We start from the raw sequence: 22,140 nt of genomic DNA on the forward strand, positions 1-22,140 counted from the left end.
CTGCAGTCTGCTGTATTTCCGCGAAACTCTGTCCGATTCGCTGTGGATAAGCCTGGGTATAACCAGGTTCCGTTCGGAAGAATTTTGAGGCAGGAGTCACGTGACCGAGGACGAGCTTCAGGAAGTCTGGGAACGAGTCACTCAGGCGGTGATGGGGGATCCGGCAGTGGGCCCCGCCGTAGGAGCACAGCTCGCGCTGGCGCTTCCACGAGGCATCGCAGCCGGGACGCTGTATCTCGCGGTCCAGCTGGATTTCACCTTGAAGCTCCTGGAGAACCGCTTGCGTCCGGCGATTATGACGGCCATTGCGAATATTCCTGAGGCTCGTGAGATCGAAAACTTCGTGGTGATCGTCGATGAAGACGCGCATCCCGATATTGATCCCGAACCTTCGCCCGAGCCTCTAGTCGCACCGACGCCGGAGCCCATGCCAGATTTCGATGGGGGCTTCGGAGGATTCGAACCGAGTCGCGCTGAATCCTCACGTCCAGTTGCTGAGCCTCGCCGACGCCACGGTGTGGATGAGGTGCTCGACAGTCGGCTCAATGAGAAGTATCGATTCGACAGTTTCGTGATCGGCCAGTCCAATCGCTTCGCGCACGCTGCCGCAGTCGCGGTCGCCGAAGCTCCGGCCCGCGCCTACAACCCCCTCTTTATCTACGGGGATTCCGGTTTGGGGAAGACCCACCTGCTGCACGCCATCGGACACTATGCGCGTGAACTGTTCCCCGATGTGCGTGTTCGATATGTGAGTTCTGAAGACTTCACGAACGATTTCATCAACTCCATCGCGAACAACCAGGGCGCGGCGTTTCATGCACGGTATCGCAGCGTTGACATTCTGCTCGTCGACGACATCCAGTTCCTGGAAGACAAGGTCGAGACCCAAGAGGCTTTCTTCCACACGTTCAACACCCTGCACGATCACAACAAGCAGGTCGTCATCACGAGCGATGTGCAGCCGAAGCAGCTGCGCGGGTTCGAAGAGCGCATGCTCTCGCGCTTCGAGTGGGGCCTGCTGACCGATATTCAGGTTCCCGACCTTGAGACGCGTATCGCCATTCTTCGAAAGAAGGCGGAACGCGAGAATCTCGAGATCGATTACAGCATCCTTGAATTCATCGCCAGCAAGTTCTCATCGAACATTCGCGAGCTCGAGGGCACGTTGATCCGCGTCACCGCCTATGCGAGCCTCAACCAGCAACGCATCGATATGCAGTTGGTGCATACCGTGCTGAAGGATTTGATCACCCTCGATGCCGACAACGAGGTTCAGCCCTCCGACATCATCAATAAGACCGCTGAATACTTCGATCTCTCGGTCGACGACCTCTACGGACCGACGCGCGCGCAGCAGATTGCAACCTCGCGTCAGATCGCAATGTACTTGTGCCGGGAGTTGACCCCGCTGTCATTGCCCAAGATTGGTCAACTCTTCGGTGGACGTGATCACACGACGGTGATGTATGCGCATAAGAAGATCTCGCAGCTCATCGCTGAGCGTCGTTCGATCTACAACCAGGTCACCGAATTGACCACCCGCATCAAGCAAGGCACGCGGTAGGGAAGTTATCCACAAGAATTCATTCACATGTGGATAGTTGGGGAGAACTCGACAACTTTTGTGCATGAATTCGCCGGACCTGTGAGTCGATCCGATCGAGCCAGATGCCCGAAAATGTCAAGGATCCCGATCTATGCACCGTTCCTCCACAAGCTACAAGCGTGTAGTTCCTCGCTGGGAGTTACGATGTCTCGAGTTATCCACACAATCCACAGACGTTAACACTGTTAACACCCCTCTCATTTTTAACGGGCACTCGATCACGCGAACGACTTCCACGGTGTACGGCTTCACAAGAATGCTCGCGCCTACGGAGTATGCAAAGATTGTGAACCGGAGCAGATGCGCGACCCAGTTCGCGTGCGGAGGGAAGTCAGATGCGTTTCACCGTCAATCGTGACGTGTTCAGCGAAGCCGTATCGTTCGCTGTCAAGCTGCTTCCCCAGCGTCCGACACAGCCCTTGCTGAGCGGTGCACTGATTGAAGCAGATGGCGACCAGTTGACGGTCTCGTCGTTTGACTACGAGGTCTCCGCGCGTACGTCGATTACCGCTGTGGTCGCAGATGCGGGTCGCGCTCTGGTTTCCGGTCGATTGCTCGGTGAAATCGCTCAGCGTCTTCCCCACTCTGACGTCGAGGTCACGCTGATCGATAGCCGCGTCGAAGTTCGCTGCGGGTCGGCATCGTTTAGTTTGCCGGCGATGCCCGTCGAAGAGTACCCGCAGGTGCCACGCATCGATGAAGTGTCTGGGTCCGTTCCGGCAGATGTGTTCTCAGACGCTATCGCTCAGGTATCACTGGCTGCGTCGAAGGACGATGTCACTCCGGTGATCACTGGCGTTCAGTTCGAGATCAACGAGAACTCTCTGACGCTCACGGCTACGGATCGCTATCGCGTTGCGACGCGGAGCATCGACTGGGAACACCGTGATGCTCAGGAATCGCTGACGGCTCTGGTTCCCTCGAAAATCGTGACCGAGGTCGGCAAGACGTTCTCAGGCGACGGCGTGGTGCAAGTCACCATCATCAAGGATGCCGATCGTGAACTCATTGCATTCACCGGCGGCACCAAGACAGTGACCTCATTGTTGATCAAGGGGAATTATCCCCCGGTCGGGCGGTTGTTCCCGGAAAGCGTCGATAATTATGCTGTGATCAGCACCTCTGAGCTCGTCGAAGCCGTGGGCCGTGTGGGATTGGTCCTCGAACGCGAAGCGGCATTGCGCTTCTCGTTCGCAGAAGGCACGGTGACGCTCGAGGCCGCAGGCACCGAGTCGGCACAGGCTGTGGAGACAGTGGACGCACATCTGGTCGGCGAAGAGATGGTGGTCTCGCTTAAGCCGCAGTTCTTGCTCGATGGACTTCGCTCGACGCACGCAGAATTCGCTCGAGTGGCCTTCACCCGCACGGACAATCCCGGGAAGCCGGGGCCTGTGTTGATTACCAGCCAGCGGAGCAAGGAAGATGCTGATGAAGAGAGCTTCCGCTACCTGTTGCAGCCGAACCTGCTCCTTCGCTAGGCGATAGATGCGTGTCGCGCATCTATCGCTGAGAGACTTCCGCAACTACGAGGAAGCGGAACTGCCGCTGCATGCTGGACCGAATCTATTGATCGGTCGCAATGGCCAGGGAAAAACGAATCTTGTCGAAGCGATTGGATACTTCGCTTCTCTGCGTTCCCACCGAGTAACGGGCGACCCAGCACTCGTTCGATCTGGCGCAGAGGCTGCAGTTGCGCGTATGCGATTGCAAGCGGGTGATCGTGACGTGTTGCTCGAAGTTCAGATCAATCGCGATCGCGCAAATCGTGCCCAGGTGAACCGCAACTCGGTTCGTCCGCGCGAGGTGACTCGGTGGTTTTCTTCGGTGGCATTCGCTCCCGAAGACCTCATTATCGTTCGTGGAGAGCCCTCAGGACGGCGCCGGTTCCTTGATGAGGCATTGGTGGCACGCCATCCGATGGCTGCAAGTGCGCTGGCAGACTATGAAAAGGTCGTCCGGCAACGTACATCGTTACTCAAATCGAGCCGCGGCTCGATTCGGACGATCGAAAGCACTCTTCCGATTTGGGATGCACAGCTCATTGAGTTCGGCTCTCAGATCATGCTCGCTCGCCGTGAGCTGCTTCGTGATCTCACCCAGCCTTTACAGCTAGGCTATGAGGCTCTTGCCGGCGCAGATCACGCTCCTGGCTTGTTGATGCAGGAATCCATGCTCGATACCCTTCGGCCTAACCGCGTTTCACGTGAAACCTCGTCGATCATTGACAGTGCCAGCGTTTCACGTGAAACGTTGAGTGAAGAGTTCCGCGAGGCGTTGGATCTCGTTCGCGTGAAAGAAGTTGACCGCGGTGTGACACTTATCGGGCCGCATCGCGATGATATGGCATGCACCCTCAACCAGCTGCCCGTCAAGGGCTACGCCAGCCATGGTGAGTCGTGGTCGTACGCACTGTCGCTCAAGCTTGCCCTCGCGGAACTCCTCCGGGCAGAGTCCACCGCCGGCGACCCCGTCATTATCTTGGATGATGTTTTTGCGGAGCTCGATGCGTCTCGTCGTACACGCCTCATGGCAGCGGTCGGGGAGTATGAGCAAGTGATTGTGACGGCGGCGGTTGAATCCGACGTTCCACAAGATTTGCAGTGGTTCCGAACGCATATCGAGGGTGGAAAGATCCTATCTGTTGAGTCTCCTGAGGACACAAATCAACATGCGTGAGGCGTCTGACCTTCCGTTCGCGACTGACGCCTACTTGCGGGCGAAGTCGGTGTGGCGAGGTGTACCGGAACGCCGACGCCGTATAGCTGGTCAGTCAGACACTCTGGGAGGGAGTCCGTTTGGCTTCGGGCGTGATCCACGCACACTCTCGGATGTGCTGGTTACGATGTCCGTCGAGATGGGCTGGAATGTCGAGCTGGAGCAGGCCCGCCTGATCGGGGAGTGGCCTGAGTTTGTGGGAGAGGCGACCTCGGAGCACACTGAAGTCATTGGCATCAGTCACGGTGTGCTGCAGATTCAATGCGACTCGACCACCTGGGCGACAGAACTGAGACGACTCCGAGCTGAAATGCTGACTCGTCTGCTCCTCGAGTATCCAGACTCAGAGATCAACGACTTGCGCTTTCTCGCACCAGGAGCGCCGTCGTGGAGGCATGGTCCGCGCACAGTTCCGGGGCGCGGACCACGCGATACCTATGGATAAACGAGTCGCGAGACATTCGGAGCGAGGCCAATTGCTCAGGCATTGAGTCGACTGATGATTAAGGTGGGGACGATCCCCTCCTTTTATTGCGCCATAACGAGCCGTGGCGCCCCGTTAGAGAGTGCTTTCTTGGTAAGCTGGTGTGCGGAAGTATCCAGGGCTCAATCGCGCCCTGAGACGCCCAGAGAAGGATCTTTCAAAGTATGAGTTCAGAACAGGCCGCCGCTGCAGAAGAATACGGTGCCGGAGCGATTCAGGTGCTCGAAGGTCTTGAGGCGGTTCGCAAGCGTCCTGGCATGTATATCGGTTCAACCGGGCCTCGAGGACTCCACCATTTGGTGTATGAGATCGTAGACAACTCCGTCGACGAGGCGCTTGCAGGGTACTGCGACACTATCGACGTCACCATCCTTGCAGATGGCGGTGTTCGTGTCATCGATAACGGACGCGGCATCCCCGTTGATGAGCACCCGACTGAAGGCAAATCTACGGTTGAAGTTGTGCTCACCGTTCTCCACGCCGGCGGCAAGTTCGGCGGCGGGGGATATGCGGTGTCGGGCGGCCTTCACGGTGTCGGCTCATCTGTGGTGAATGCACTGTCAAGCCGTTTCACAGTGGCCGTCAAGCGACAAGGTTTCACGTGGAACATGTCGTTCACCGGAAGCGTTCCAGATGCGCCGTTGGCCCCAGGTGAGGCGACGGAAGAGACCGGTACGACCATTACGTTCTGGCCGAGCGCAGAGATCTTTGAGACGGTCGAGTTCGACTATCAGACTCTCCGTACTCGATTCCAGCAGATGGCTTTCCTGAATAAGGGCCTTCGCATTGCGCTCACCGACCTGCGCGAGCAAGAGATGGTCGAGAATGAGGCCGGAGAGCTGGTGGCCGCGCCAGCGCCGCATGATGAGTTCATGTACGAGAACGGCATTCAAGACTACGTGCAGCACCTCAACGCAGCGAAGCGTGCTGAGCTGGTCAATGACGAGATCATCGCTTTCGAAGCCGAGGACACCGATCGCCAGATCGCGGCTGAGATCGCGATGCAGTGGACGACGGCCTACACCGAAAGTGTGCATACGTACGCCAACACGATCAATACGCACGAGGGTGGCACTCACGAAGAGGGATTCCGTGCCGCGCTGACAACGCTGGTCAACCGCTATGCGCGTGAGAAGAACATCCTCCGGGAGAAAGACGACAATCTCTCCGGTGACGATGTGCGTGAGGGCCTCACCGCGGTCATCTCCGTCAAGCTGGGGGAGCCGCAGTTTGAAGGCCAGACGAAGACCAAGCTGGGCAACACGGAAGCCAAGGCCTTCGTGCAGAAGGTCGTCGGCGATCAGCTCGGTGACTGGTTCGAACGCAACCCTGGACCCGCGAAAGACATCATCAGGAAGTCGATTCAAGCGGCCACCGCACGTCTCGCGGCGCGTAAAGCGCGCGAGACGGCCCGGCGCAAGGGACTACTCGAGTCCGGCGGCATGCCAGGCAAGCTTGCAGACTGCACGAGCAAAGACCCTTCGGTGTCAGAAATCTTCATCGTCGAGGGCGATTCGGCAGGCGGATCTGCCAAGACCGGTCGCAACCCGCACACGCAGGCGATCCTGCCCCTTCGTGGAAAGATCCTCAATGTTGAGAAGGCGCGACTCGACCGTGCGCTCAACAACGCCGAGGTCCAAGCGATGATTACCGCGTTCGGAGCGGGAATCGGTGAAGAGTTCACACCCGATAAAGCGCGCTATCACAAGATCGTGCTTATGGCCGATGCTGATGTGGACGGGCAGCACATCACCACATTGCTGCTCACCTTGCTATTCCGCTACATGCGTCCGTTGATTGACCTCGGATATGTCTACCTGGCCCAGCCGCCGCTCTATCGCATCAAATGGGCGAACGCCGAGCACGAATATGTTTACAGCGACAGAGAGCGCGACGCGAGCCTGGCTGCGGGTGCCGAAAGCGGACGCCGACTGCTTAAGGAGAGCGGTGTCCAGCGCTACAAGGGCCTCGGCGAGATGAACCATGAAGAACTGTGGGAGACCACGATGAACCCCGAGACCCGCACGCTGCTGCAGGTCACGATGGAAGACGCTGCGGCCGCAGACGAAATCTTCGCCACCCTCATGGGCGAAGATGTCGAGGCGCGACGCAGCTTCATTCAGCAGAACGCGAAGGACGTGCGCTTCCTTGACATCTGAGAATCAGACCCCCGAAACCGAGGCCGACGAGATCGAGGAGCGAGAAACCGCCGTCCACGGCAAGATCGACCAGGTCGACCTGCAACTCGAGATGCAGCGCTCGTACCTCGATTACGCGATGAGCGTCATTGTGGGCCGCGCGCTCCCTGACGTTAGGGACGGCCTCAAGCCTGTGCACCGCCGTGTGATCTACACGATGTACGACGGAGGCTACCGGCCCGATAAGGCATTCTCGAAGTGCACCCGTGTCATCGGTGATGTCATGGGACAGTTCCACCCGCACGGCGACGGGGCGGTGTATGACTCGCTGGTGCGTCTCGTGCAGCCGTGGACACTGCGCTATCCCCTCGCACTGGGGCAGGGCAACTTCGGCTCACCCGGGAACGACGGCGCGGCTGCGCACCGATACACCGAGACCAAGATGTCCCCGCTCGCCATGGAGATGGTGCGCGACATCGATGAGGAAACGGTCAATTTCCAAGATAATTACGATGGCCGTACCCAGGAACCGACGGTACTTACCGCTCGGTTCCCGAATCTGCTCGTCAATGGCTCCGTCGGTATCGCCGTCGGTATGGCCACCAACATTCCGCCGCACAACCTCCGAGAGGTTTCTGAAGGCGCGATCTGGCACCTGGAGCACCCCGACGCGACCCGTGAGGAGCTGCTCGAGGCTCTGCTCGAGCGCGTTCACGGGCCAGACTTCCCGACTGGGGCTCAGATTCTCGGTACCAAGGGAATCCGCGAGGCATATCGCACGGGCCGAGGCTCCATCACGATGCGTGCGGTGGTCAACATCGAAGAGATCCAGGGTCGTACGTGCCTGGTCGTCACCGAGTTGCCGTACCAGGTGAACCCCGACAATCTTGCCGTCAAGATCGCAGATCTGGTCAAAGACAACAAGGTTCAGGGCATCGCGGATATCCGTGATGAGTCGAGTGGTCGTACCGGTCAGCGTCTTGTCGTCGTGCTCAAGCGCGACGCCATCGCCAAGGTTGTACTGAACAACCTGTACAAGCACACGCAGCTCCAGGAGAACTTCGGAGCGAACATGCTGGCCATCGTCGATGGTGTGCCGCGTACGCTCGCCATCGACGGATTCATCTCGGCATGGGCCAAACACCAGATCGAGGTGATCGTTCGGCGTACCGAATACCGTCTCAAGAAGGCTGAAGCCGAAGCGCACATTCAGCGCGGCTACCTCAAAGCCCTTGATGCGCTCGATGAGGTCATCGCACTCATTCGGCGCTCCCCGACGGTCGATGAAGCCCGTGAGGGGCTCATGTCGCTGCTCGACGTGGATCAGATCCAGGCGGACGCGATCCTCGGTCTGCAGCTGCGCCGCCTCGCCGCACTGGAACGCCAGAAGATTCTGGAACTCGCTGCCAAGCTCGAGGCGCAGATCGCCGAGTTCCAGGGCATTCTCGCGTCGCCCGCGCAACAGCGTGCGATTGTGATCGAAGAACTCGGCGAGATCGTCGCGAAGTTCGGAGATGAACGACGCACCGCAATCATGCACGGCTACGACGGTGACATGTCGATGGAAGACCTCATTCCTGAAGAGGAAATGGTCGTCACGGTCACACGAGGTGGCTATGTCAAACGCACCCGTATCGACAACTACCGTTCGCAGCACCGCGGGGGCAAGGGTGTCAAGGGTGCGCAATTGCGCGCTGACGACATCGTCGAGCACTTCTTCGTCACGACGACGCACCACTGGCTGCTCTTCTTCACCAACACCGGCCGGGTGTACCGCGCGAAGACCTACGAGATTCCCGAGGGCGGCCGCGACGCGAAGGGCCAGCACCTGGCAAACCTGCTCGCGCTCGCGCCTGACGAGTCGGTCACGCAGATTCTGGATGTCCGCGACTTCGCCGCAGCGGGGTACCTGGTCCTCGCAACGCGCGATGGTCTCGTCAAGAAGACTGCGCTCACCGAGTACGACACGAATCGAACGGGCGGCATCATCGCGATCAAGCTGCGCGACGGCGATGAGCTGGTCTCTGCACTGATCGCCGAGTCGAGCGATGACGTGCTGCTCGTCTCGAAGCAGGGGATGTCCGTTCGATTTACTGCTTCTGATCAGGCTCTTCGCCCGATGGGGCGTTCGACCAGCGGCGTGCGAGGCATGAACTTCCGCGAGGGCGACGCACTGCTCGCAGCTTCGCGCATCGATGAGACCGGTGGATTCGTCTTCGTGGTCACCGAAGGCGGATATGCGAAGCGCACCGCCGTCGGCGAGTATCGCGTGCAGCAGCGAGGCGGATACGGCATCAAGGTCGCCAAGCTCGATGAGAATCGCGGTGATCTGGTCGGTTCGCTGATCGTCGAGGCAACCGACGAGGTGCTCGCGGTTCTGGCGAGCGGTAAGGTAGTGCGCTCAAGCGTTGCCGAAGTTCCCGCGAAGGGCCGAAATACGATGGGCGTCGTCTTCGCGCGATTCCCAGAGCAGGACCGTATTATTGGCATCGCGCGCAATTCGGAGCGTGGGCTCGACGACGACGAGTCCGGGGCCCCCGGGTCCGAGAACGCGGAAAATGAGGAAGACCTGAATGAGTAACACTGTCGCCGACAAACTGGCTAAAAAGACCCGTAAGAAGGCGCCGGCGAAGCAGGTTCGGCTGAAGCTCGTCTACGTCGACTTCTGGTCGGCCGTGAAGTTCTCCTTCCTGGTGGCGATCTGCTTCGCCATCGTGAGCGTTGTCGCGACGGTGCTGATTTACACGGTGCTGCTGCAGACCGGCGTATTCGCGCAGGTCGACGAGCTCTTCATGGACATCGTCGGTGAAGAAAACAGCCTGATGAAGATCATCGGCCTGCCTCAGGTACTGGGCTTCTCCGTAGTGGTGGGCATTCTCAACATCATCGTGGGCACGGCCCTCGGCGCGGTCGGATCTCTCGTCTACAACCTGCTGGTGCGTGTGCTCGGCGGGTTCCAGCTCGGATTCACGAGCAACTGAGTCGTGACGCCCGGCCCAAATCGGGCCGGGCCACGCCCGGTATTCCAGGTCGATTTCGGATTTGCCTGGAGTTCAGGTAGAGTCATTGCTTGGTCGAGGGGCTATAGCTCAGGTGGTTAGAGCGCTTCACTGATAATGAAGAGGTCCCAGGTTCAAGTCCTGGTAGCCCCACCAACACCACACGAAATCCCCGCTCCCTGAGCGGGGATTTCGTGCTTTCCGGGCCCGTTCAGAGCGACGCCGTGCGTCACGCGCCACGCCGAACCGGCTGCTTTTGCATTGGCCGGATGGATCGAGTAAAGTAGTGCGAGTTGTCATGGTCATAGGCCAGCGGCAATGAGTGTTCACTCACTCGGGTCCTTAACTCAGTTGGTAGAGTGCCTGCTTTGCAAGCAGGATGTCGGGAGTTCGATTCTCCCAGGATCCACAATTGAAGACGTACTAGAACTCCTGACATCTGTCGATGTGGGTGCGGGTGTCAGGGCGGCGAACGGCTCAGCGAGTCGGATCGTCGCCCTTTCGTCTTCGCTGATCTCGATGCCATTGGTGAGCGCTTGGTTCGCCAGCCGCTTGCCCTGCTCGTCGGTGCGGGCGTAGAGGCTGGCGCAGTCGACGAGCAGGCTCAGGGCAGTGGCGAGCTGCTTACGCGCTCCCGCGTGGTGGTCGTGTTCGGTGGCGAGGCGACGGTCGATGTCCGCGAGCCCGGCGCGGATGCGGTCTTGGTGGCGCTTCAACGTCTCCAGATCGATGGCGTCGGCGAAGTGTGCGGCCAGCAGCTTGTCGCTCTCGTTATGGAGTCGCTGACGGTTCTCGGTCAGGTCGGCCAGTTCCTGTGAGCGTGAAGCGAGGCGCTCATCGAACGCCGCCTCGACCTTCGCGGCGAGAGCGGCGTACTCGGTCTCGGTGATCGAGATGTCCTGGTAGCAGTCGGCGACCAGTTGCTCGGCGATGCCGACGGGCACGGCGCGGCGAGTGCAGGACTTCCGTTTCGATGCGCGCCCGGAGCAGACGTAGTAGGCGTAGCGGATGCCTTGCTTGTTCGCCGGGTAGTCCAGCTGCATCCGGGACCCGCACGAACCGCAGAACAGGGTGCCTTTGAGGTAGTGGTCGTGGGAGCGGCGCCGTTCGGCAGCGATGCGGTTGGCGTTGAGAAGCGTCTGAACCTGTTGCCAGGTGTCAGCATCGATCAGCGGCTCGTGGACTCCGGGGTGCTCGGCGCCCTTGTAGCGGACGATGCCGACGTAGTACGGGTTGCGCAGCAGCTTGAAGAATCCGGACCGTGCGACCGGACCGGATGGACGCTTCGGTGTCGGGACGGTGGCCAGGCCGCGCGCGGTGACCTCGGCGAGGAGGTCCACGACGGTGCGTTCCCCGGTGGCGTACTTCTCGAACACCCACCGCACCAGGGGTGCACGATCGGGGTCGATCTCGACGGTGCGGTACTCCCGTCCCTGCTCGTCGCGCTTGCGGACGTTGAGGTAGCCGATCGGTGCACGCATGGGGGTGCCGCCGGTCTCGAACTTCTGCGTGAGTCCCTTGGTGACCTCGGTGGCGAGGTTCTTGGAGTAGAACTCGGCGATGCTCGACATGATCCCGTGCAGCAGCATTCCCGACGGGGTCTCGTCGATATTCTCCGTCGCCGAGACGAGCGTGACCCCGGCCGCGACGAGACGGCGGTGGATCTCCACGTCGTCGAGTCGGTTTCGGGCGAGGCGGTCCACCTTTTGCACGATGCAGTACGTGACCTGATGGGTCTCGATGTACTCCAGCATCCGTTGCAGGTCGGGCCTGTCTGCCGAACGGGCGGACTCGCCGGCATCGACGAACTCGGCCACGATCCGGGCCTCCAAGTCCTCGGCCTTCCGCGCGTTCGCCTGGCGCTGTGCCGGGATGGAGAAGCCCTCGTCACGACCGCCTTTGCTCGCTTGTTCCTTGGTCGACACGCGTTGATACGTCACCGCTGTCGATGGAGGCGTCGTCACGGTGCTGGGGTCGGGGGTCGCGAGAGTCATCGTCGTTTCTTCCTTGAGTACCTATCGCAGCGGATGCGGGTGGAGAGGCCGGGGTGCCGTGTCGTTCCGCCATCTGACGTTGCCGCTCGTCGACTTCTCGGGCGTGGAGTTCGTCGGCGAGGTGCAGCACCAGTGAGATCAGTTGCGTGGTGTCAGGTGTGGAGCGTGCCCGCCGCTCGGCCGCGATGCGTCGGCCCGTGCTCGTCAGCCGGTAGTGCTTCATACCGGGCAGGTGCACGCGAGGGCCGGGTCTGCGCGCTGGCGAGGCGTGGCGTGGCGGCACGCGCTTGGCGGTGCTCTGCGAGACGCGCCCTCGCGAGTAGGATCAGACTGACCGGACCCATGACGATGAACTTGAGACCAGACCAGCAAGCCACGAGCACGACGAGGTGGAGCCAGCCGGGTCCGCCCGCGTCGATGAGGGCGGTGCACCAGTAGGCCACGGCGACGTAGGGGCCAGCGAGGAGCATCGCGGGGACGCCCCACTTCAGGCCCTTCCTCGTGCGCAGGAGGTCGAAGACGATGTTGCTGGGCATCCACGTGCGCAGGAACGCACGGATTCGGATGCTGGACATCAGGATCAGTCGGAACATGATGGGCACCTTCCAGAGCGGCGACGTCACTCTCGGGAAGGACTCTGCCGGAGCGGACTCTCCGGTTCGTCGACCGCTGTCCTCTGGACGGCGGCGCATCTATGGCTGATCACCTTTGTCGTGATTCTACTCTCGCTCCGTCGCTGACGTAAGGGGTGTCGCTCGGAGGTGGCGCACCTGACTCCTGGAAGGGAGGCCGTCTTCATGGGTGATCGGAGTGATGGGCAACTGGCGTTCGACTTCGACGAACTCGCTCGAGAGGACGCACGAGGGCGCGTAGATGAGTGGTCGGGGGCACCTTTGCACTTCACGAAGGACTACTTCCCGCCGGCGGCGCTGGATGAGGCGTTCGCGCATTGGTGCTTCCTGCACACCCACTTCGACTCTTACGCGAGCAACCACATGTGGCATCGCAGCATCACCGAACACGATGACCTGATCGTCGCCGACGGTGAGCATGCGGCGTCATCTTTCACCGCCGAGCTGCGACCTCGCGCCGGCCAGGAGGGCGCTGGCGGACTGTTGCGCCAGATGATCTGCGAGCCCTGCGATTGGCACGTCATCGACGCCTCCGAGAACCGTGCCGTCGAGGCGTGGCACGATCACGCGTTCCCTGGCTGGCGGGACCTGCCGGTAGTGCCGTCGCAGATCCAAGTCCGCACCGAGAAGGGCTGACGAAGCTTGCTGCGGCGTGGGTTGCTGAGCACTACCCGGCACGGATGCAGGTGCCGGGCGCGCCGATCATCACCGACCGCGCCCCGCACGCGACGCGGCATGTGCGCGGCTATTCGCCGTGGGGCGGCTACGACCTCGCAGCCACCGCGCTCGAGCGGCCTCGTCCTCCCGCGTCGGCGGGCAGCGTCCCTCGCCGGCGGCCGACCCCACTACCGGAGGCACCGACCTCCGGTGCTCGATTTGGCCGGACTCTTGCAACATGAGTTCACACGAGTGAGGGGTGAGACGGCGGCGGTCGTCTCACCGCTCAGCGCACCGGCGGTCGTCAGGCGACTTCGCCGGTGTCGGTGTCGATGTGCTGGTAGAAGTCCTCTTCGGCCTGCCGGCGGCGTGCGACGTCGGCGATGACGAACTTCACGAAGTCCTCGTCACGGTTCTCGATCACCACGTCTTCGACCGGGTCGGCGGGATCCTCACCGGGCCACGCGGTCTGCCGGGTGGGCCGGTCGCGGTCGAGCCGGCCGCCGCGAGCACGCCCGGCACGTCGGCATCGGCGGTCACGATCGCGTGGAGAGCGTTTGCTGTCACCGACACGAGCGCCCCACCGATCAGCAGCGCCCACGGGTACCACGCCGATCGGTGTCCGCCGAGGGCCACCACGGCGACGGTGGCGACGACGATGATCCCGTCGACGATCAGAGGCCAGGCCCACGCCTGCCCGGCGCCGATGCCTGAGCGCGCGGCGAGGTCGGCGAGCGCGGTGAAGCTCAACCAGAACGCCCCCGCCGCGATGAACACCGTTCCCGCGGCGGCGGTCAGGACCGCCCACCGTCGCCCGATCGCGGTCGTCACGCGATCCCCCGCCGAATGGGGAGGGGTGAGGGCCCAGCCGGCGTCCGGGCGAACCCATCGTTCTCGCGTGTCGGCGTCTGACGAGCCACGGGATGCGCGGCGCGGTAGGCCGAGCGCACCGTCGTGGCGATCTCGCGCTCCTCCAAACCCGCACGGCTGGCCGACACCGTGAGGACATCCAGGGCGTCCGAGAAGCTCATGCGGCCTCTGCGAGACGGCATGCCGCCCAGAACAAGGCCTGGTTTCGCTCACCTTCCTGTCGGCTCGCGACCCAGGCTGTGAGCCGAGACGTGTCCGTATCGGGACGTGACGCGGGGGCATCAATGGTCCGAGGCGTGGGTCGCGGGTCGAAGAGGTCCCGCAGGCGTGCGGCGTCGATCGGTGAGGTGGGACCCGGGTTCACGGTCTGCAATCGGTAGGCGTTCCGTGCGCCCTGCACGAAGACGGACGACGGCGGCAGGACGATGTAGCCACCGTCTCCCCGGAAGTCCACGCCCGACCGGGCGGCTTGCCAGGACCGCTGCTGCATCCTGGCGAGCGCCGGATAGTAGGCATGCGTGCCGCCAGACGGGCTTGTGACGAGGAACATCCACCCGTCGATCAGGCCGGCCCGGCCGGCACGCCCCATCGACCTGTGACCATCGACGAGCCCATGGACGTCGACATCGACGACGACGACCCCGGACGCCGCCCCCGTCGGCATCGCGATGTTCGCCTCTGGGCGCTCGCGCCACCACTGATCGACCTGGCGGGCGTCGGTGGTGGCGTCGTGGAACCCGTTGGTCGTCAGGGGGCGCTTCGTGCCGGACACGCACGGGAAGACCGGCACGCCGGCCGCAGCGAACTCACGCGCCGCCGCAGATGTCGGCCACGCGTCGGACAGGCGCGTCATCACCTCGGCGAACGCGTCTCGCGTGTCGCGCTGCTCGGCTCCTGGGTCGTTGAATGCCATCCTCTGCTCCTCCCGGTGCGCTACCGGCAGGAGGCGGTAGCCCATTCGACTGAGGTGCGCCGGGAGGATCAGGAGGTCGAGACGGACGGAACTGACGAGGCGACCGTCAGGCTCCGACGAACCCGACGTGTCCCAACCGGTCTACCTCTCGAGTGCCGTCACGTCGAGACGAGACAGAGGAAACAGATTCACGCGGCGAGAATCGCGTGCCATCCGTCGAGTACGAGCGCTAGACGGAGCGCGGAGGACAGGGGGGGGGGTCACAGATGTCGTCAGCTAGGTGCGGGTGCAGCCTGCGGCGGTACTGGGACGGGGTTATGCCGTAGCGGCGGCGAAACCAGGCCGAGGCGACTCGCGGGTCTGTCCATCCGACGGTGTTCGCTGCTTTGGCGACGGTGAGGTTGGATTCTTCGATAAGCCGGGTGAACTCCGTCAGCCGGGTCTCGGCGACGAACCGCATCGGCGGGACACCCGCATGCATGACGAATAGGCGTGTCAGGTGGGCCCGTGACACGGCGACTTCTCTAGAGAGCGTCGTGGTCGTCCAGGCCTCATTCAGACGCTCACGTATCAGTGTGGCCGCGCGCGTGACGTGGCCGAGCATGACCGAGTCGGTGAGACGGCCGGTGATCGGCGCCCATGTGTGATGCGCGGGGACTTGCGCGGCATCGGGTGCCAGAAAGATGGGCATTGCGATACGGACTAGCCGCGCGAAGAGTTCCACGGTCTGGATCGCGACCATTTCCGGCGGCTGGGTGGCGTCTCGAAGGATGCTGATCTGCCGCCAAAGAGGCTCGGATTGATGTAGGAGATGGAGTCCGGGGGAGAGCGCCAGCGGACTTCCGTCCCAGTCCTGCGGGTGGATACCCGGAAGGATGCGGTCCCGGTCGGGCAGTAGCCAGGCCATCATGGTGCGCAGGAACACCTCGTCGGCGTAGAGCGTCCACATCCGCGTCCGCGACTCGGGGCGCAGACGGCACCACCGGCGCGCGCCGATGGCGAGCGATGTTCCGGGCACGAGTCGGTATGCACCGGCTGCTGTCTCGACCAGGGTGTCGCCTTCGAGCAGGTACACGATCTTTGCGTACTCGAACACCGCTTTTGTGGTGGGAACCGTCCGCTCTGTCTCGACAGCCGTCAGCGCGGTGGTTCCGCGCGCGAGAGGGAGTAGTTCTTCTCGCCGTTGCCGAAGGCGACCCACGCCGGGAGGAGCGTCTCCTGGTGACCGCGAGCGTGTCACTCGTGCTCGTCGAGGGGCGGATTCGTCAGGTGTCTGGTGCGTTGTCACCGAGGGTGGCCTTGCGCTCACGTTCTTGCTCCACGGCGGCACGAACCGGGGGAATGATCTCCGTTGCCCAGTGCTCGAGTTGCCGGGGATCGTCGCCGGGGACGATGAACGTGCTGAATCCGTGCTTGACCGCCAGCGCTGTCACGTCGTCAACGGTGAGAGATTGTGGGATGTTGACCAGCCGGGTGATGTCTCTGGGTGCGCGACCGTGCTGTTGCGCGGCTGCGTCGATCAGCGCATTGCCGCGTATCAGGTCGTCCCGTGGGACGTAGCCGAGGGATGGAAGCCATCCGTCGGCTTTCCTGGCGACCAGCTTCAGCATGCGAGGCTTGTAGGCACCGAGCCAGATCGGGATCGGGTGGGCGGCCGCGGGTCCTCGCTTGGCTACTTCCACCCGGTAGTAGTCGCCCCCGGCGCGCAGCGGCGAACGCTCCGCGGTGTCCCAGATGCCGCGGATCACATCGATCGCTTCGCCAAGCGCCGTCACGCCTTGCCCCGGTGTGAGGCGGCACCCTCCCATCGCCGCGATGGGATCCCAGAAGCCTCCGGCTCCGAGGCCGAGGGCGACCCGTCCTCCGGAGAGCAGGTCGAGACTGACGGCGGCGCGGGCCAGCACTGCCGGCTGGCGCAGCGGGAGGTTCAGGACGTTCCCGCTGACGTGGATGCGCGTTGTCGCGGACGCGACCCACGTCAGCAGGGTCCAGGTGTCGTAGAACGCCGGCTGATAGGGGTGGTCCTGGAAGGTCGCCAGATCGAAGCCGAGCTCTTCGCTGAGGATCGAGAGCTCCACAGCCCGCCGCGGTGGTGCGTTCACCGGGGTGATGAACACGCCGAATCGGAGCGGATGTCCATATTCGGGCATACTCCGCCTCCTCAGGCAGATGAGTGATCTCAGGCGGGAAGGATCAGTCCGACCTTGGCGGTACGGGCGGCGTCGAAGCGGCGCTGCACATCCGCCCAATTCACGATGTTCCAGAACGCCTCGATGTAATCGGCACGGACGTTCTGGTAGTCGAGGTAGTACGCGTCCTCCCAGACGTCGAGCTGGAGGAGCGGCGTCACGCCGAGGGGCGCGTTTCCCTGCTGGTCGAACAGCTGGAGGATCACGGGACGGGCGCCGACGCCGTCCCAGGCGAGGACGGCCCACCCGGATCCCTGGACGCCTAGCGCGGTGGCGGTGAAATGCGAACGGAACGCGTCGAACGAACCGAAGGCGTCACTGAGAGCGGCGGCGAACTCACCATCGGGTTCGCCGCCGTCCGGGGAGAGGTTCCGCCAGAAGACGCTGTGGTTGATGTGGCCGCCGAGGTTGACCGCGAGGTCCTTCTCCAGTTTGTTGACGTGGGCGAGATCGCCAGTCTCGCGTGCCTCGGCGAGTTGATCGAGCGCCGTGTTGGCTCCCGTCACGTACGCCTGGTGGTGCCTCGAGTGGTGCAGCTCCATGATGCGCGCGGAGATGTGCGGGGCGAGCGCGGAATAGTCGTAGGGCAGCTCGGGCAGGGTGTACGCGGGCATCCGGTTCTCCTTCCGGCTCGGCGGGATGTCAGTCGACGACGGTGAGGGTCTTGGCGACGTGGGTGCGGGCGGACTTGAGCCAGCTCAGGAGGAACTCGGCAGTGGAGTCGTCGGTGATGTCGTCGTCGTCGTCGATGAGGCCGGGGCGCACCTGGATGAAGACCTCGGGGCCGTGGAGCTGGGGCGACGCGAGTGTGGCAAGGATGCTGTGCAGATGCTGTTGGGCGATCGCGGTGCCGACGGCGCCGATGGATCCGCCGATCACGGCTGAGGGCTTGCCGGCGAGGGCGTTGCTGCCGTAGGGGCGGCTGACCCATTCCAGCGCGTTCTTCAGAACCGCCGGCACGGTGCGGTTGTACTCCGGGGTCACGATCACGATCCCGTCTGCCTCGGTGATCTCCGTCTTGTACGTCTGGACCCGTTCCGGCAGGTCGTAGTCGAGGTCGCGGTTGTACATCGGCAGATCGCCGATGGTGATCTCGTGCAGCTCGAGTCCGGCGGAGGGGGCGAGCTTTCGCAGTGCGGTGTAAAGCCGTCGGTTGATGGACTCCGTGGACAAGCTTCCGATCAGGACGCCGAGCTGGTAGGTGGTCATGGGGTTCCTTTCGCAGAGGTGCCGGCGGTCGTGGCCGGCGGGGGGGGGAATCGAGACGGAGAGACACGTGAGGGGCTGACGGGGGAGGGCAGCCTCGCTCCCCGAGGTCACCCGTTCTGTCTCAGGTGCAGGCCCTGGTCGAACAGGCCGTCGGGATCGACCTGACCGGCGATCCGGCGCAGGCTCTGGCCGGTCTGCCCGGGCCAGGCGAGCTCCGCGGCTGCGAGGGTGGTGTCGGAGGAGTAGGCGCCGTAGGCGCCGGTTCCCAGCTGTCTTAGCGGCGCGAAGGACTCGTCCTCGAGGGTCTGCCCGTCGGGTCGCACCCAGGTCGCGGCCAACGCAGCCTGGTGTCGGCCGGCCCACGCTGTCGCGTCTGCGGGGATGTCGGTGACAGCGCCGCCGAGGGAACGCAGCTCGCCCATCGCCGTCGTGCGGTGCTGGAACGACTCGATGAACGCCTCGCCGAGTTCGCGGTCGGAATGGTCGACGAGGACGTCGCGCAGCCGGATGTGCTGCTGGCCGGCGTGCGGCGAGTGCGGTGTGGGCACAATGCTCGGATATGGGGCGACGAACGCTTGGTTGCTCATCATCCTGGCGAGCTTGGCCGAGTCCTCGATGACGGGAGTCGCCTTCGCCACATCGGTGCCAGACCAGACGTTGATGGCCTGCACCGCGACTCGCCCTGGGTTGGCGGGCTGGAGCATGAGGAAGCTGGTCATCTCGCGGGGCGCGTTGGCGATCCAGTCGCCCCAGCTGTCGACGAAGCCCGGCAGGTCGGTGACGAGGTACTGGCCCATCTGGTTGATGACCCCGGTGTCACCGCCTCGGGAATGCAGCCGCTCGGCCTGGAACACGAACTCGGTGGTGATCCCGATCTGTGAGCCGCCGCCGCGGACCGCCCAGAACAGATCCGGTTCGTGGTCGTTGTCCAGCTGATGGACGGTCCCGTCCGCGGTGATCAGTTTCGCGGCGCGGACGCGGTCGATGGTGAGCCCTTGGGAGCGGATGAAGAACCCGACCCCGCCAGAGGTGGCCAGTCCTCCCACCCCGGTGTCGCCGAAATTGCCGCTGGTGATCACCAGATCGTGCGGCGCGAGCGCCTCGGCGACGTCTCCCCAGGTGGCCCCGGCTTGGACACGCACGAGCCCGGATGCGCGATCGACGAATTCAATCCGCTTCATGCGGGAGATGTCCAGGATGATCCCGCCGTCGTTCACCGATGATCCGGACATGCCGTGCCCCCCGGAACGGAACGAGAAGGGCACACGTTCGCCCATGCTCCGCCGCACCTCGGCGGCGTAGCGGACTGCGTCGGACACCTCGGCATCGGTCTCGGCCATGACCACCAGTCGGGGGCTGCCGACGGTCATGTAGTTCGACCGCACGGATCCGTACCGCGGGTGCTCTGCGGTGATCGCCCGCTCCTGCAGGGAGCGGGGAAGATCCGGCCAGTCGCGCCCAACGCCCGTGCGGTGCGTCGCCTCTGTCATGCTCATCGGTGCCCGCCGTCTCGGCGGACCTCATCGATCACGCCCGCGAAGGCATCCTTGTCGAGCAGCTCGTAGTTCGCCGACGCGATGCCGGCATCGGCTGAGAGCGCGGCCGTCAGCAGGCCGACGTCGGTGTTGTCCACGAAACGAGGGTTGCGGCCGGGCCTGTTGCGCGAGTTGACCGGACCGAGCAGTTCGGTGAACACGCGCCGTTGCCCCTGCGTCTCGGCCTGGAGGACCTTGGCCATCATCAGCAGCGCCGCCTGCTGCATCGACACGATGCCCGACCCGGGGACCGGGAACAGCGCCGATCCGCCGACGATGACGTGGTAGGCGCCCTCGCCCGTGAGGCGAGGCACGAAGGTGCGCGCCACAGCAAGGTGCGCGGTCGCGTACCCGGTGAAGTACTCGTCCCATGCGGCCTGGCTCGTGTCCCAGACGGCGGGACCGGCCCACCAGCTGCCGATCGAGGCGATCGCGTCCGTGACGGGCCCGTGCTCGGCCTCGATGCGGTCCGCCAGCGCCTTCGCCGATTCGAACGTGGTGTAGTCGCCGACGACCAGCGTGAGCCGCTCGCTCTCGGGAGCGTTGCCGATCACGCGGCGGAACTCATCGGCCCGGTTCTGTGATCGTGTCGGCACGATCACCCGCGCGCCGGCCTGCAGCCAGGCACGGGCGATGCCATCTCCGACCGAGCCGGTGCCTCCGGCGATGACCACGGTGCGATCGCGGAGTCCGGGGCTTACATCCTGCGTCATGATCCACTCGTTCCCTAGTTACTACTTGTGCGTAAGACCATGATGCGAGAGCATGGAAGGGAGGGCAAGACGGCACATTCATGTGCCTACCTGGCGTAGGAGGAACCGCATGAGCGCGACGACGAGCACGGCCTCGGTCGAGGGGGATGCACGGGTCCATTCGGAGTACGAGGAGCACTGCGCGAACGTGCCCGAGCACGGCCCCGTGGTGCGGCAGGTGCTCGATCGGATCGGGGACAAATGGTCCCTGCTGGTGATCATCACCCTCGAGCGGGGTCCGCTTCGTTATGGCGCCCTGAAGCGGCAGGTGGTGGGCGTCTCGCAGCGCATGCTCACGCTCACTCTGCGGCAGTTGGAGCGCGATGGTCTCGTCGCCCGGACCATCTATCCGAAGATCCCGCCGCACGTCGAGTACGAGCTGACCGATCTGGGCCGAACGCTCATCGACCCTGCCCGGGCCATCGCGCATTGGGCCATCACGAACTACCCCGCGATCGAGAAGGCACGCGAACGATACGACCGTGTGACGGAGCCCCGCGACTGACGACCATCGAACAGCCCGGATCCCGTCTCGCCGAATGGTGACGGGGAACTCGCGATGCGAGGGTCACGCTCTGCCGTCGATGAGCCGGGGGAAGATCTCGTCGGCGATGATCTCCAGCAGGCGATGGGTCCAGGCGGGAGAGAGGTAGGCCGGCAGGTTCGCAAGCAGGACTGTGTCGAAGCACTCGCGCGCGATGGCGAGCGCTGCGTCACGCTGCAGCTGGTCGACGACCTCGCCGACCGTTCCGACCTTCCACCCCTTCCCGAACTGTGCAGCGGATCGGGGCGCGGTCCTCGCCGAGCACCTCGCTCTTCGGCGAGACCTCGACTCCGCCCATGCTCGCGAAGCCGCTGCCGTTGAGCGCGAAGGCGTAGAACGGTCCGCCTTCGACCTTCAGGAGGTACTCCGCTGCCTTTCCGTACTCTGCGTCGTTCCCGGCATCGGCGTAGCCGTTGTACCGGGAGACGGTCTCCTCCAACTGCTGCGCAGGCACGCCGATTGCCTCGGCCAGCTCGCTGATCGTGTCGGCCTTGAAGATAAACGGCTTCTCCTGCTCGATCGCCGCGTCGATGAGGCCCTGCAGCTCGGTGAGCTTCTCGCCGTTCTTGATGTCGAGCGCGGAGCCGACGAAGTTGCCCTCGTCGATGAGACGGTCCACGTTCGCCTGGCTGAGGATGCTGAACACCTCAGCCTGATTCAGGATGGCGTTGCCTGCCAGCGAGAGGTTCCACGCGACGTCCTCCTTCACGAACCGCTGACCGCGCTCGTTGACCCAGAGCAGCGGCTGCTGCCCAGCGGCGTTGGTCAGGTGACCCATCACCTCGAACGGGTGGTGGCCGGGGTCCTTCAGGTAGCCCGAGTAGATCATCAGCGTGCCGGCCTGGTACTTCCTGGCGTCGACCGACCACATGAGCTTCGTGCCGTCGCCGTCGGCGTTGCCGT

The 22,140-nt window shown here is 63.4% G+C and carries 21 protein-coding genes, 2 tRNA genes and 2 pseudogenes; 14 read left to right on the forward strand and 11 right to left on the reverse strand.

Annotated features, from left to right (window positions below; genetic code table 11):
* Positions 1–151 precede the first annotated feature (151 nt).
* The 10 genes from dnaA (at position 152) to ACZF5Y_RS00050 (ending at position 10,760) form a co-directional block, all read left to right on the forward strand.
* Positions 152–1,564, forward strand: a complete 1,413-nt coding sequence (dnaA, locus tag ACZF5Y_RS00005; RefSeq protein WP_497535351.1) for a chromosomal replication initiator protein DnaA — start codon at positions 152–154, stop codon at positions 1,562–1,564.
* Positions 1,565–1,941: 377 nt separating this feature from the next.
* Positions 1,942–3,084: a DNA polymerase III subunit beta gene (gene dnaN / locus ACZF5Y_RS00010; RefSeq protein WP_053386028.1), complete on the forward strand. Its 1,143-nt coding sequence runs from the start codon at positions 1,942–1,944 to the stop codon at positions 3,082–3,084.
* 7 nt (positions 3,085–3,091) lie between these two features.
* Positions 3,092–4,282: a DNA replication/repair protein RecF gene (gene recF, locus ACZF5Y_RS00015; protein WP_497533779.1), complete on the forward strand. Its 1,191-nt coding sequence runs from the start codon at positions 3,092–3,094 to the stop codon at positions 4,280–4,282.
* Entirely contained in the window at positions 4,275–4,766 is a 492-nt protein-coding gene (locus ACZF5Y_RS00020) for a DciA family protein (RefSeq protein WP_497533780.1), read from the forward strand. Before recF ends, ACZF5Y_RS00020 begins: the two co-directional genes overlap by 8 nt.
* 203 nt (positions 4,767–4,969) lie before the next feature.
* A complete protein-coding gene (gyrB, locus tag ACZF5Y_RS00025; RefSeq protein WP_497533781.1) occupies positions 4,970–6,964 on the forward strand; it encodes a DNA topoisomerase (ATP-hydrolyzing) subunit B in 1,995 nt (664 codons plus the stop codon).
* Complete coding sequence (gene gyrA / locus ACZF5Y_RS00030; protein WP_497533782.1) at positions 6,954–9,524, forward strand: DNA gyrase subunit A; 2,571 nt, start codon at positions 6,954–6,956, stop codon at positions 9,522–9,524. The genes gyrB and gyrA overlap by 11 nt, the downstream gene beginning before the upstream one ends.
* The gene (locus ACZF5Y_RS00035; RefSeq protein ID WP_053351422.1) at positions 9,517–9,924 is read left to right on the forward strand and encodes a DUF3566 domain-containing protein; all 408 of its coding nucleotides are present in this window, start codon (positions 9,517–9,519) and stop codon (positions 9,922–9,924) included. The genes gyrA and ACZF5Y_RS00035 overlap by 8 nt, the downstream gene beginning before the upstream one ends.
* 97 nt (positions 9,925–10,021) lie before the next feature.
* Positions 10,022–10,098: transfer RNA gene (locus tag ACZF5Y_RS00040), tRNA-Ile, on the forward strand.
* A gap of 180 nt (positions 10,099–10,278) precedes the next feature.
* Positions 10,279–10,351, forward strand: a tRNA-Ala gene (locus tag ACZF5Y_RS00045).
* A gap of 127 nt (positions 10,352–10,478) precedes the next feature.
* Entirely contained in the window at positions 10,479–10,760 is a 282-nt protein-coding gene (locus ACZF5Y_RS00050) for a hypothetical protein (RefSeq protein WP_497533783.1), read from the forward strand.
* 102 nt (positions 10,761–10,862) lie between these two features.
* On the opposite strand, the pseudogene ACZF5Y_RS00055 reads toward ACZF5Y_RS00050, so the two are convergent.
* Positions 10,863–11,936, reverse strand: a pseudogene (locus ACZF5Y_RS00055) (recombinase family protein); the annotation flags it as partial.
* A gap of 13 nt (positions 11,937–11,949) precedes the next feature.
* Between ACZF5Y_RS00055 and ACZF5Y_RS00060 the strand changes: the two are divergent.
* Positions 11,950–12,072, forward strand: a complete 123-nt coding sequence (locus tag ACZF5Y_RS00060; protein WP_497533784.1) for a hypothetical protein — start codon at positions 11,950–11,952, stop codon at positions 12,070–12,072.
* A gap of 16 nt (positions 12,073–12,088) precedes the next feature.
* Here ACZF5Y_RS00060 and ACZF5Y_RS00065 read toward each other — a convergent pair whose 3' ends face one another.
* Complete coding sequence (locus tag ACZF5Y_RS00065) at positions 12,089–12,529, reverse strand: sulfate permease (protein ID WP_497533785.1); 441 nt, start codon at positions 12,527–12,529, stop codon at positions 12,089–12,091.
* A gap of 204 nt (positions 12,530–12,733) precedes the next feature.
* Between ACZF5Y_RS00065 and ACZF5Y_RS00070 the strand changes: the two genes are divergently transcribed.
* The gene (locus ACZF5Y_RS00070; protein ID WP_497533786.1) at positions 12,734–13,204 is read left to right on the forward strand and encodes a DUF6349 family protein; all 471 of its coding nucleotides are present in this window, start codon (positions 12,734–12,736) and stop codon (positions 13,202–13,204) included.
* 44 nt (positions 13,205–13,248) lie between these two features.
* Positions 13,249–13,467, forward strand: a complete 219-nt coding sequence (locus ACZF5Y_RS00075; protein WP_497533787.1) for a DUF6349 family protein — start codon at positions 13,249–13,251, stop codon at positions 13,465–13,467.
* Positions 13,468–13,699: 232 nt separating this feature from the next.
* Here the strand turns inward: ACZF5Y_RS00075 and ACZF5Y_RS00080 are convergent.
* The 8 genes and pseudogenes from ACZF5Y_RS00080 to ACZF5Y_RS00115 all read right to left on the reverse strand — a co-directional run.
* Positions 13,700–14,056, reverse strand: a pseudogene (locus tag ACZF5Y_RS00080) (DUF2637 domain-containing protein); the annotation flags it as partial.
* Between the two features lie 196 nt (positions 14,057–14,252).
* On the reverse strand, positions 14,253–15,008 hold the full coding sequence (locus ACZF5Y_RS00085; RefSeq protein ID WP_497533788.1) for a bifunctional DNA primase/polymerase: 756 nt from the start codon (positions 15,006–15,008) through the stop codon (positions 14,253–14,255).
* A gap of 229 nt (positions 15,009–15,237) precedes the next feature.
* Positions 15,238–16,104 carry a helix-turn-helix domain-containing protein gene (locus ACZF5Y_RS00090; RefSeq protein WP_497533789.1) on the reverse strand — a complete coding sequence of 289 codons (867 nt, stop codon included), beginning with the start codon at positions 16,102–16,104 and terminating at the stop codon, positions 15,238–15,240.
* Between the two features lie 169 nt (positions 16,105–16,273).
* Positions 16,274–17,158 carry an LLM class flavin-dependent oxidoreductase gene (locus ACZF5Y_RS00095; protein ID WP_497533790.1) on the reverse strand — a complete coding sequence of 295 codons (885 nt, stop codon included), beginning with the start codon at positions 17,156–17,158 and terminating at the stop codon, positions 16,274–16,276.
* Positions 17,159–17,187: 29 nt separating this feature from the next.
* Positions 17,188–17,811, reverse strand: coding sequence for a superoxide dismutase (locus ACZF5Y_RS00100; RefSeq protein WP_497533791.1), 624 nt, complete (start codon positions 17,809–17,811; stop codon positions 17,188–17,190).
* 28 nt (positions 17,812–17,839) lie between these two features.
* The gene (locus ACZF5Y_RS00105) at positions 17,840–18,406 is read right to left on the reverse strand and encodes an NADPH-dependent FMN reductase (RefSeq protein WP_497533792.1); all 567 of its coding nucleotides are present in this window, start codon (positions 18,404–18,406) and stop codon (positions 17,840–17,842) included.
* A 107-nt stretch (positions 18,407–18,513) separates the two neighbouring features.
* Complete coding sequence (locus ACZF5Y_RS00110; protein ID WP_497533793.1) at positions 18,514–19,902, reverse strand: FAD-binding oxidoreductase; 1,389 nt, start codon at positions 19,900–19,902, stop codon at positions 18,514–18,516.
* A complete protein-coding gene (locus tag ACZF5Y_RS00115; RefSeq protein WP_497533794.1) occupies positions 19,899–20,654 on the reverse strand; it encodes an SDR family NAD(P)-dependent oxidoreductase in 756 nt (251 codons plus the stop codon). The genes ACZF5Y_RS00110 and ACZF5Y_RS00115 overlap by 4 nt, the downstream gene beginning before the upstream one ends.
* 109 nt (positions 20,655–20,763) lie before the next feature.
* On the opposite strand from ACZF5Y_RS00115, the gene ACZF5Y_RS00120 reads away from it, so the two are divergent.
* Positions 20,764–21,198, forward strand: a complete 435-nt coding sequence (locus ACZF5Y_RS00120) for a winged helix-turn-helix transcriptional regulator (protein WP_497533795.1) — start codon at positions 20,764–20,766, stop codon at positions 21,196–21,198.
* Positions 21,199–21,406: 208 nt separating this feature from the next.
* On the opposite strand, the gene ACZF5Y_RS00125 is transcribed toward ACZF5Y_RS00120, so the two are convergent.
* The gene (locus ACZF5Y_RS00125) at positions 21,407–22,108 is read right to left on the reverse strand and encodes an FAD-binding protein (RefSeq protein ID WP_497533796.1); all 702 of its coding nucleotides are present in this window, start codon (positions 22,106–22,108) and stop codon (positions 21,407–21,409) included.
* Positions 22,109–22,140 lie beyond the last annotated feature (32 nt).

The sequence above is a fragment of the Leucobacter sp. WKLB1 genome (genome assembly GCF_059696215.1).

Coding starts and splice junctions, on each gene's coding strand:
- ACZF5Y_RS00115 (WP_497533794.1), bottom strand. CDS start 20,654: ATGACGCAGGATGTAAGCCCCGGACTCCGCGATCGCACCGTGGTCATC.
- dnaN (WP_053386028.1), top strand. CDS start 1,942: ATGCGTTTCACCGTCAATCGTGACGTGTTCAGCGAAGCCGTATCGTTC.
- ACZF5Y_RS00110 (WP_497533793.1), bottom strand. CDS start 19,902: ATGAGCATGACAGAGGCGACGCACCGCACGGGCGTTGGGCGCGACTGG.
- ACZF5Y_RS00035 (WP_053351422.1), top strand. CDS start 9,517: ATGAGTAACACTGTCGCCGACAAACTGGCTAAAAAGACCCGTAAGAAG.
- ACZF5Y_RS00085 (WP_497533788.1), bottom strand. CDS start 15,008: ATGGCATTCAACGACCCAGGAGCCGAGCAGCGCGACACGCGAGACGCG.
- ACZF5Y_RS00125 (WP_497533796.1), bottom strand. CDS start 22,108: ATGTGGTCGGTCGACGCCAGGAAGTACCAGGCCGGCACGCTGATGATC.
- ACZF5Y_RS00070 (WP_497533786.1), top strand. CDS start 12,734: ATGGGTGATCGGAGTGATGGGCAACTGGCGTTCGACTTCGACGAACTC.
- ACZF5Y_RS00020 (WP_497533780.1), top strand. CDS start 4,275: ATGCGTGAGGCGTCTGACCTTCCGTTCGCGACTGACGCCTACTTGCGG.
- ACZF5Y_RS00065 (WP_497533785.1), bottom strand. CDS start 12,529: ATGTTCCGACTGATCCTGATGTCCAGCATCCGAATCCGTGCGTTCCTG.
- recF (WP_497533779.1), top strand. CDS start 3,092: ATGCGTGTCGCGCATCTATCGCTGAGAGACTTCCGCAACTACGAGGAA.
- gyrB (WP_497533781.1), top strand. CDS start 4,970: ATGAGTTCAGAACAGGCCGCCGCTGCAGAAGAATACGGTGCCGGAGCG.
- ACZF5Y_RS00075 (WP_497533787.1), top strand. CDS start 13,249: ATGCAGGTGCCGGGCGCGCCGATCATCACCGACCGCGCCCCGCACGCG.
- ACZF5Y_RS00095 (WP_497533790.1), bottom strand. CDS start 17,158: ATGCCCGAATATGGACATCCGCTCCGATTCGGCGTGTTCATCACCCCG.
- ACZF5Y_RS00100 (WP_497533791.1), bottom strand. CDS start 17,811: ATGCCCGCGTACACCCTGCCCGAGCTGCCCTACGACTATTCCGCGCTC.
- dnaA (WP_497535351.1), top strand. CDS start 152: ATGGGGGATCCGGCAGTGGGCCCCGCCGTAGGAGCACAGCTCGCGCTG.
- ACZF5Y_RS00120 (WP_497533795.1), top strand. CDS start 20,764: ATGAGCGCGACGACGAGCACGGCCTCGGTCGAGGGGGATGCACGGGTC.
- ACZF5Y_RS00105 (WP_497533792.1), bottom strand. CDS start 18,406: ATGACCACCTACCAGCTCGGCGTCCTGATCGGAAGCTTGTCCACGGAG.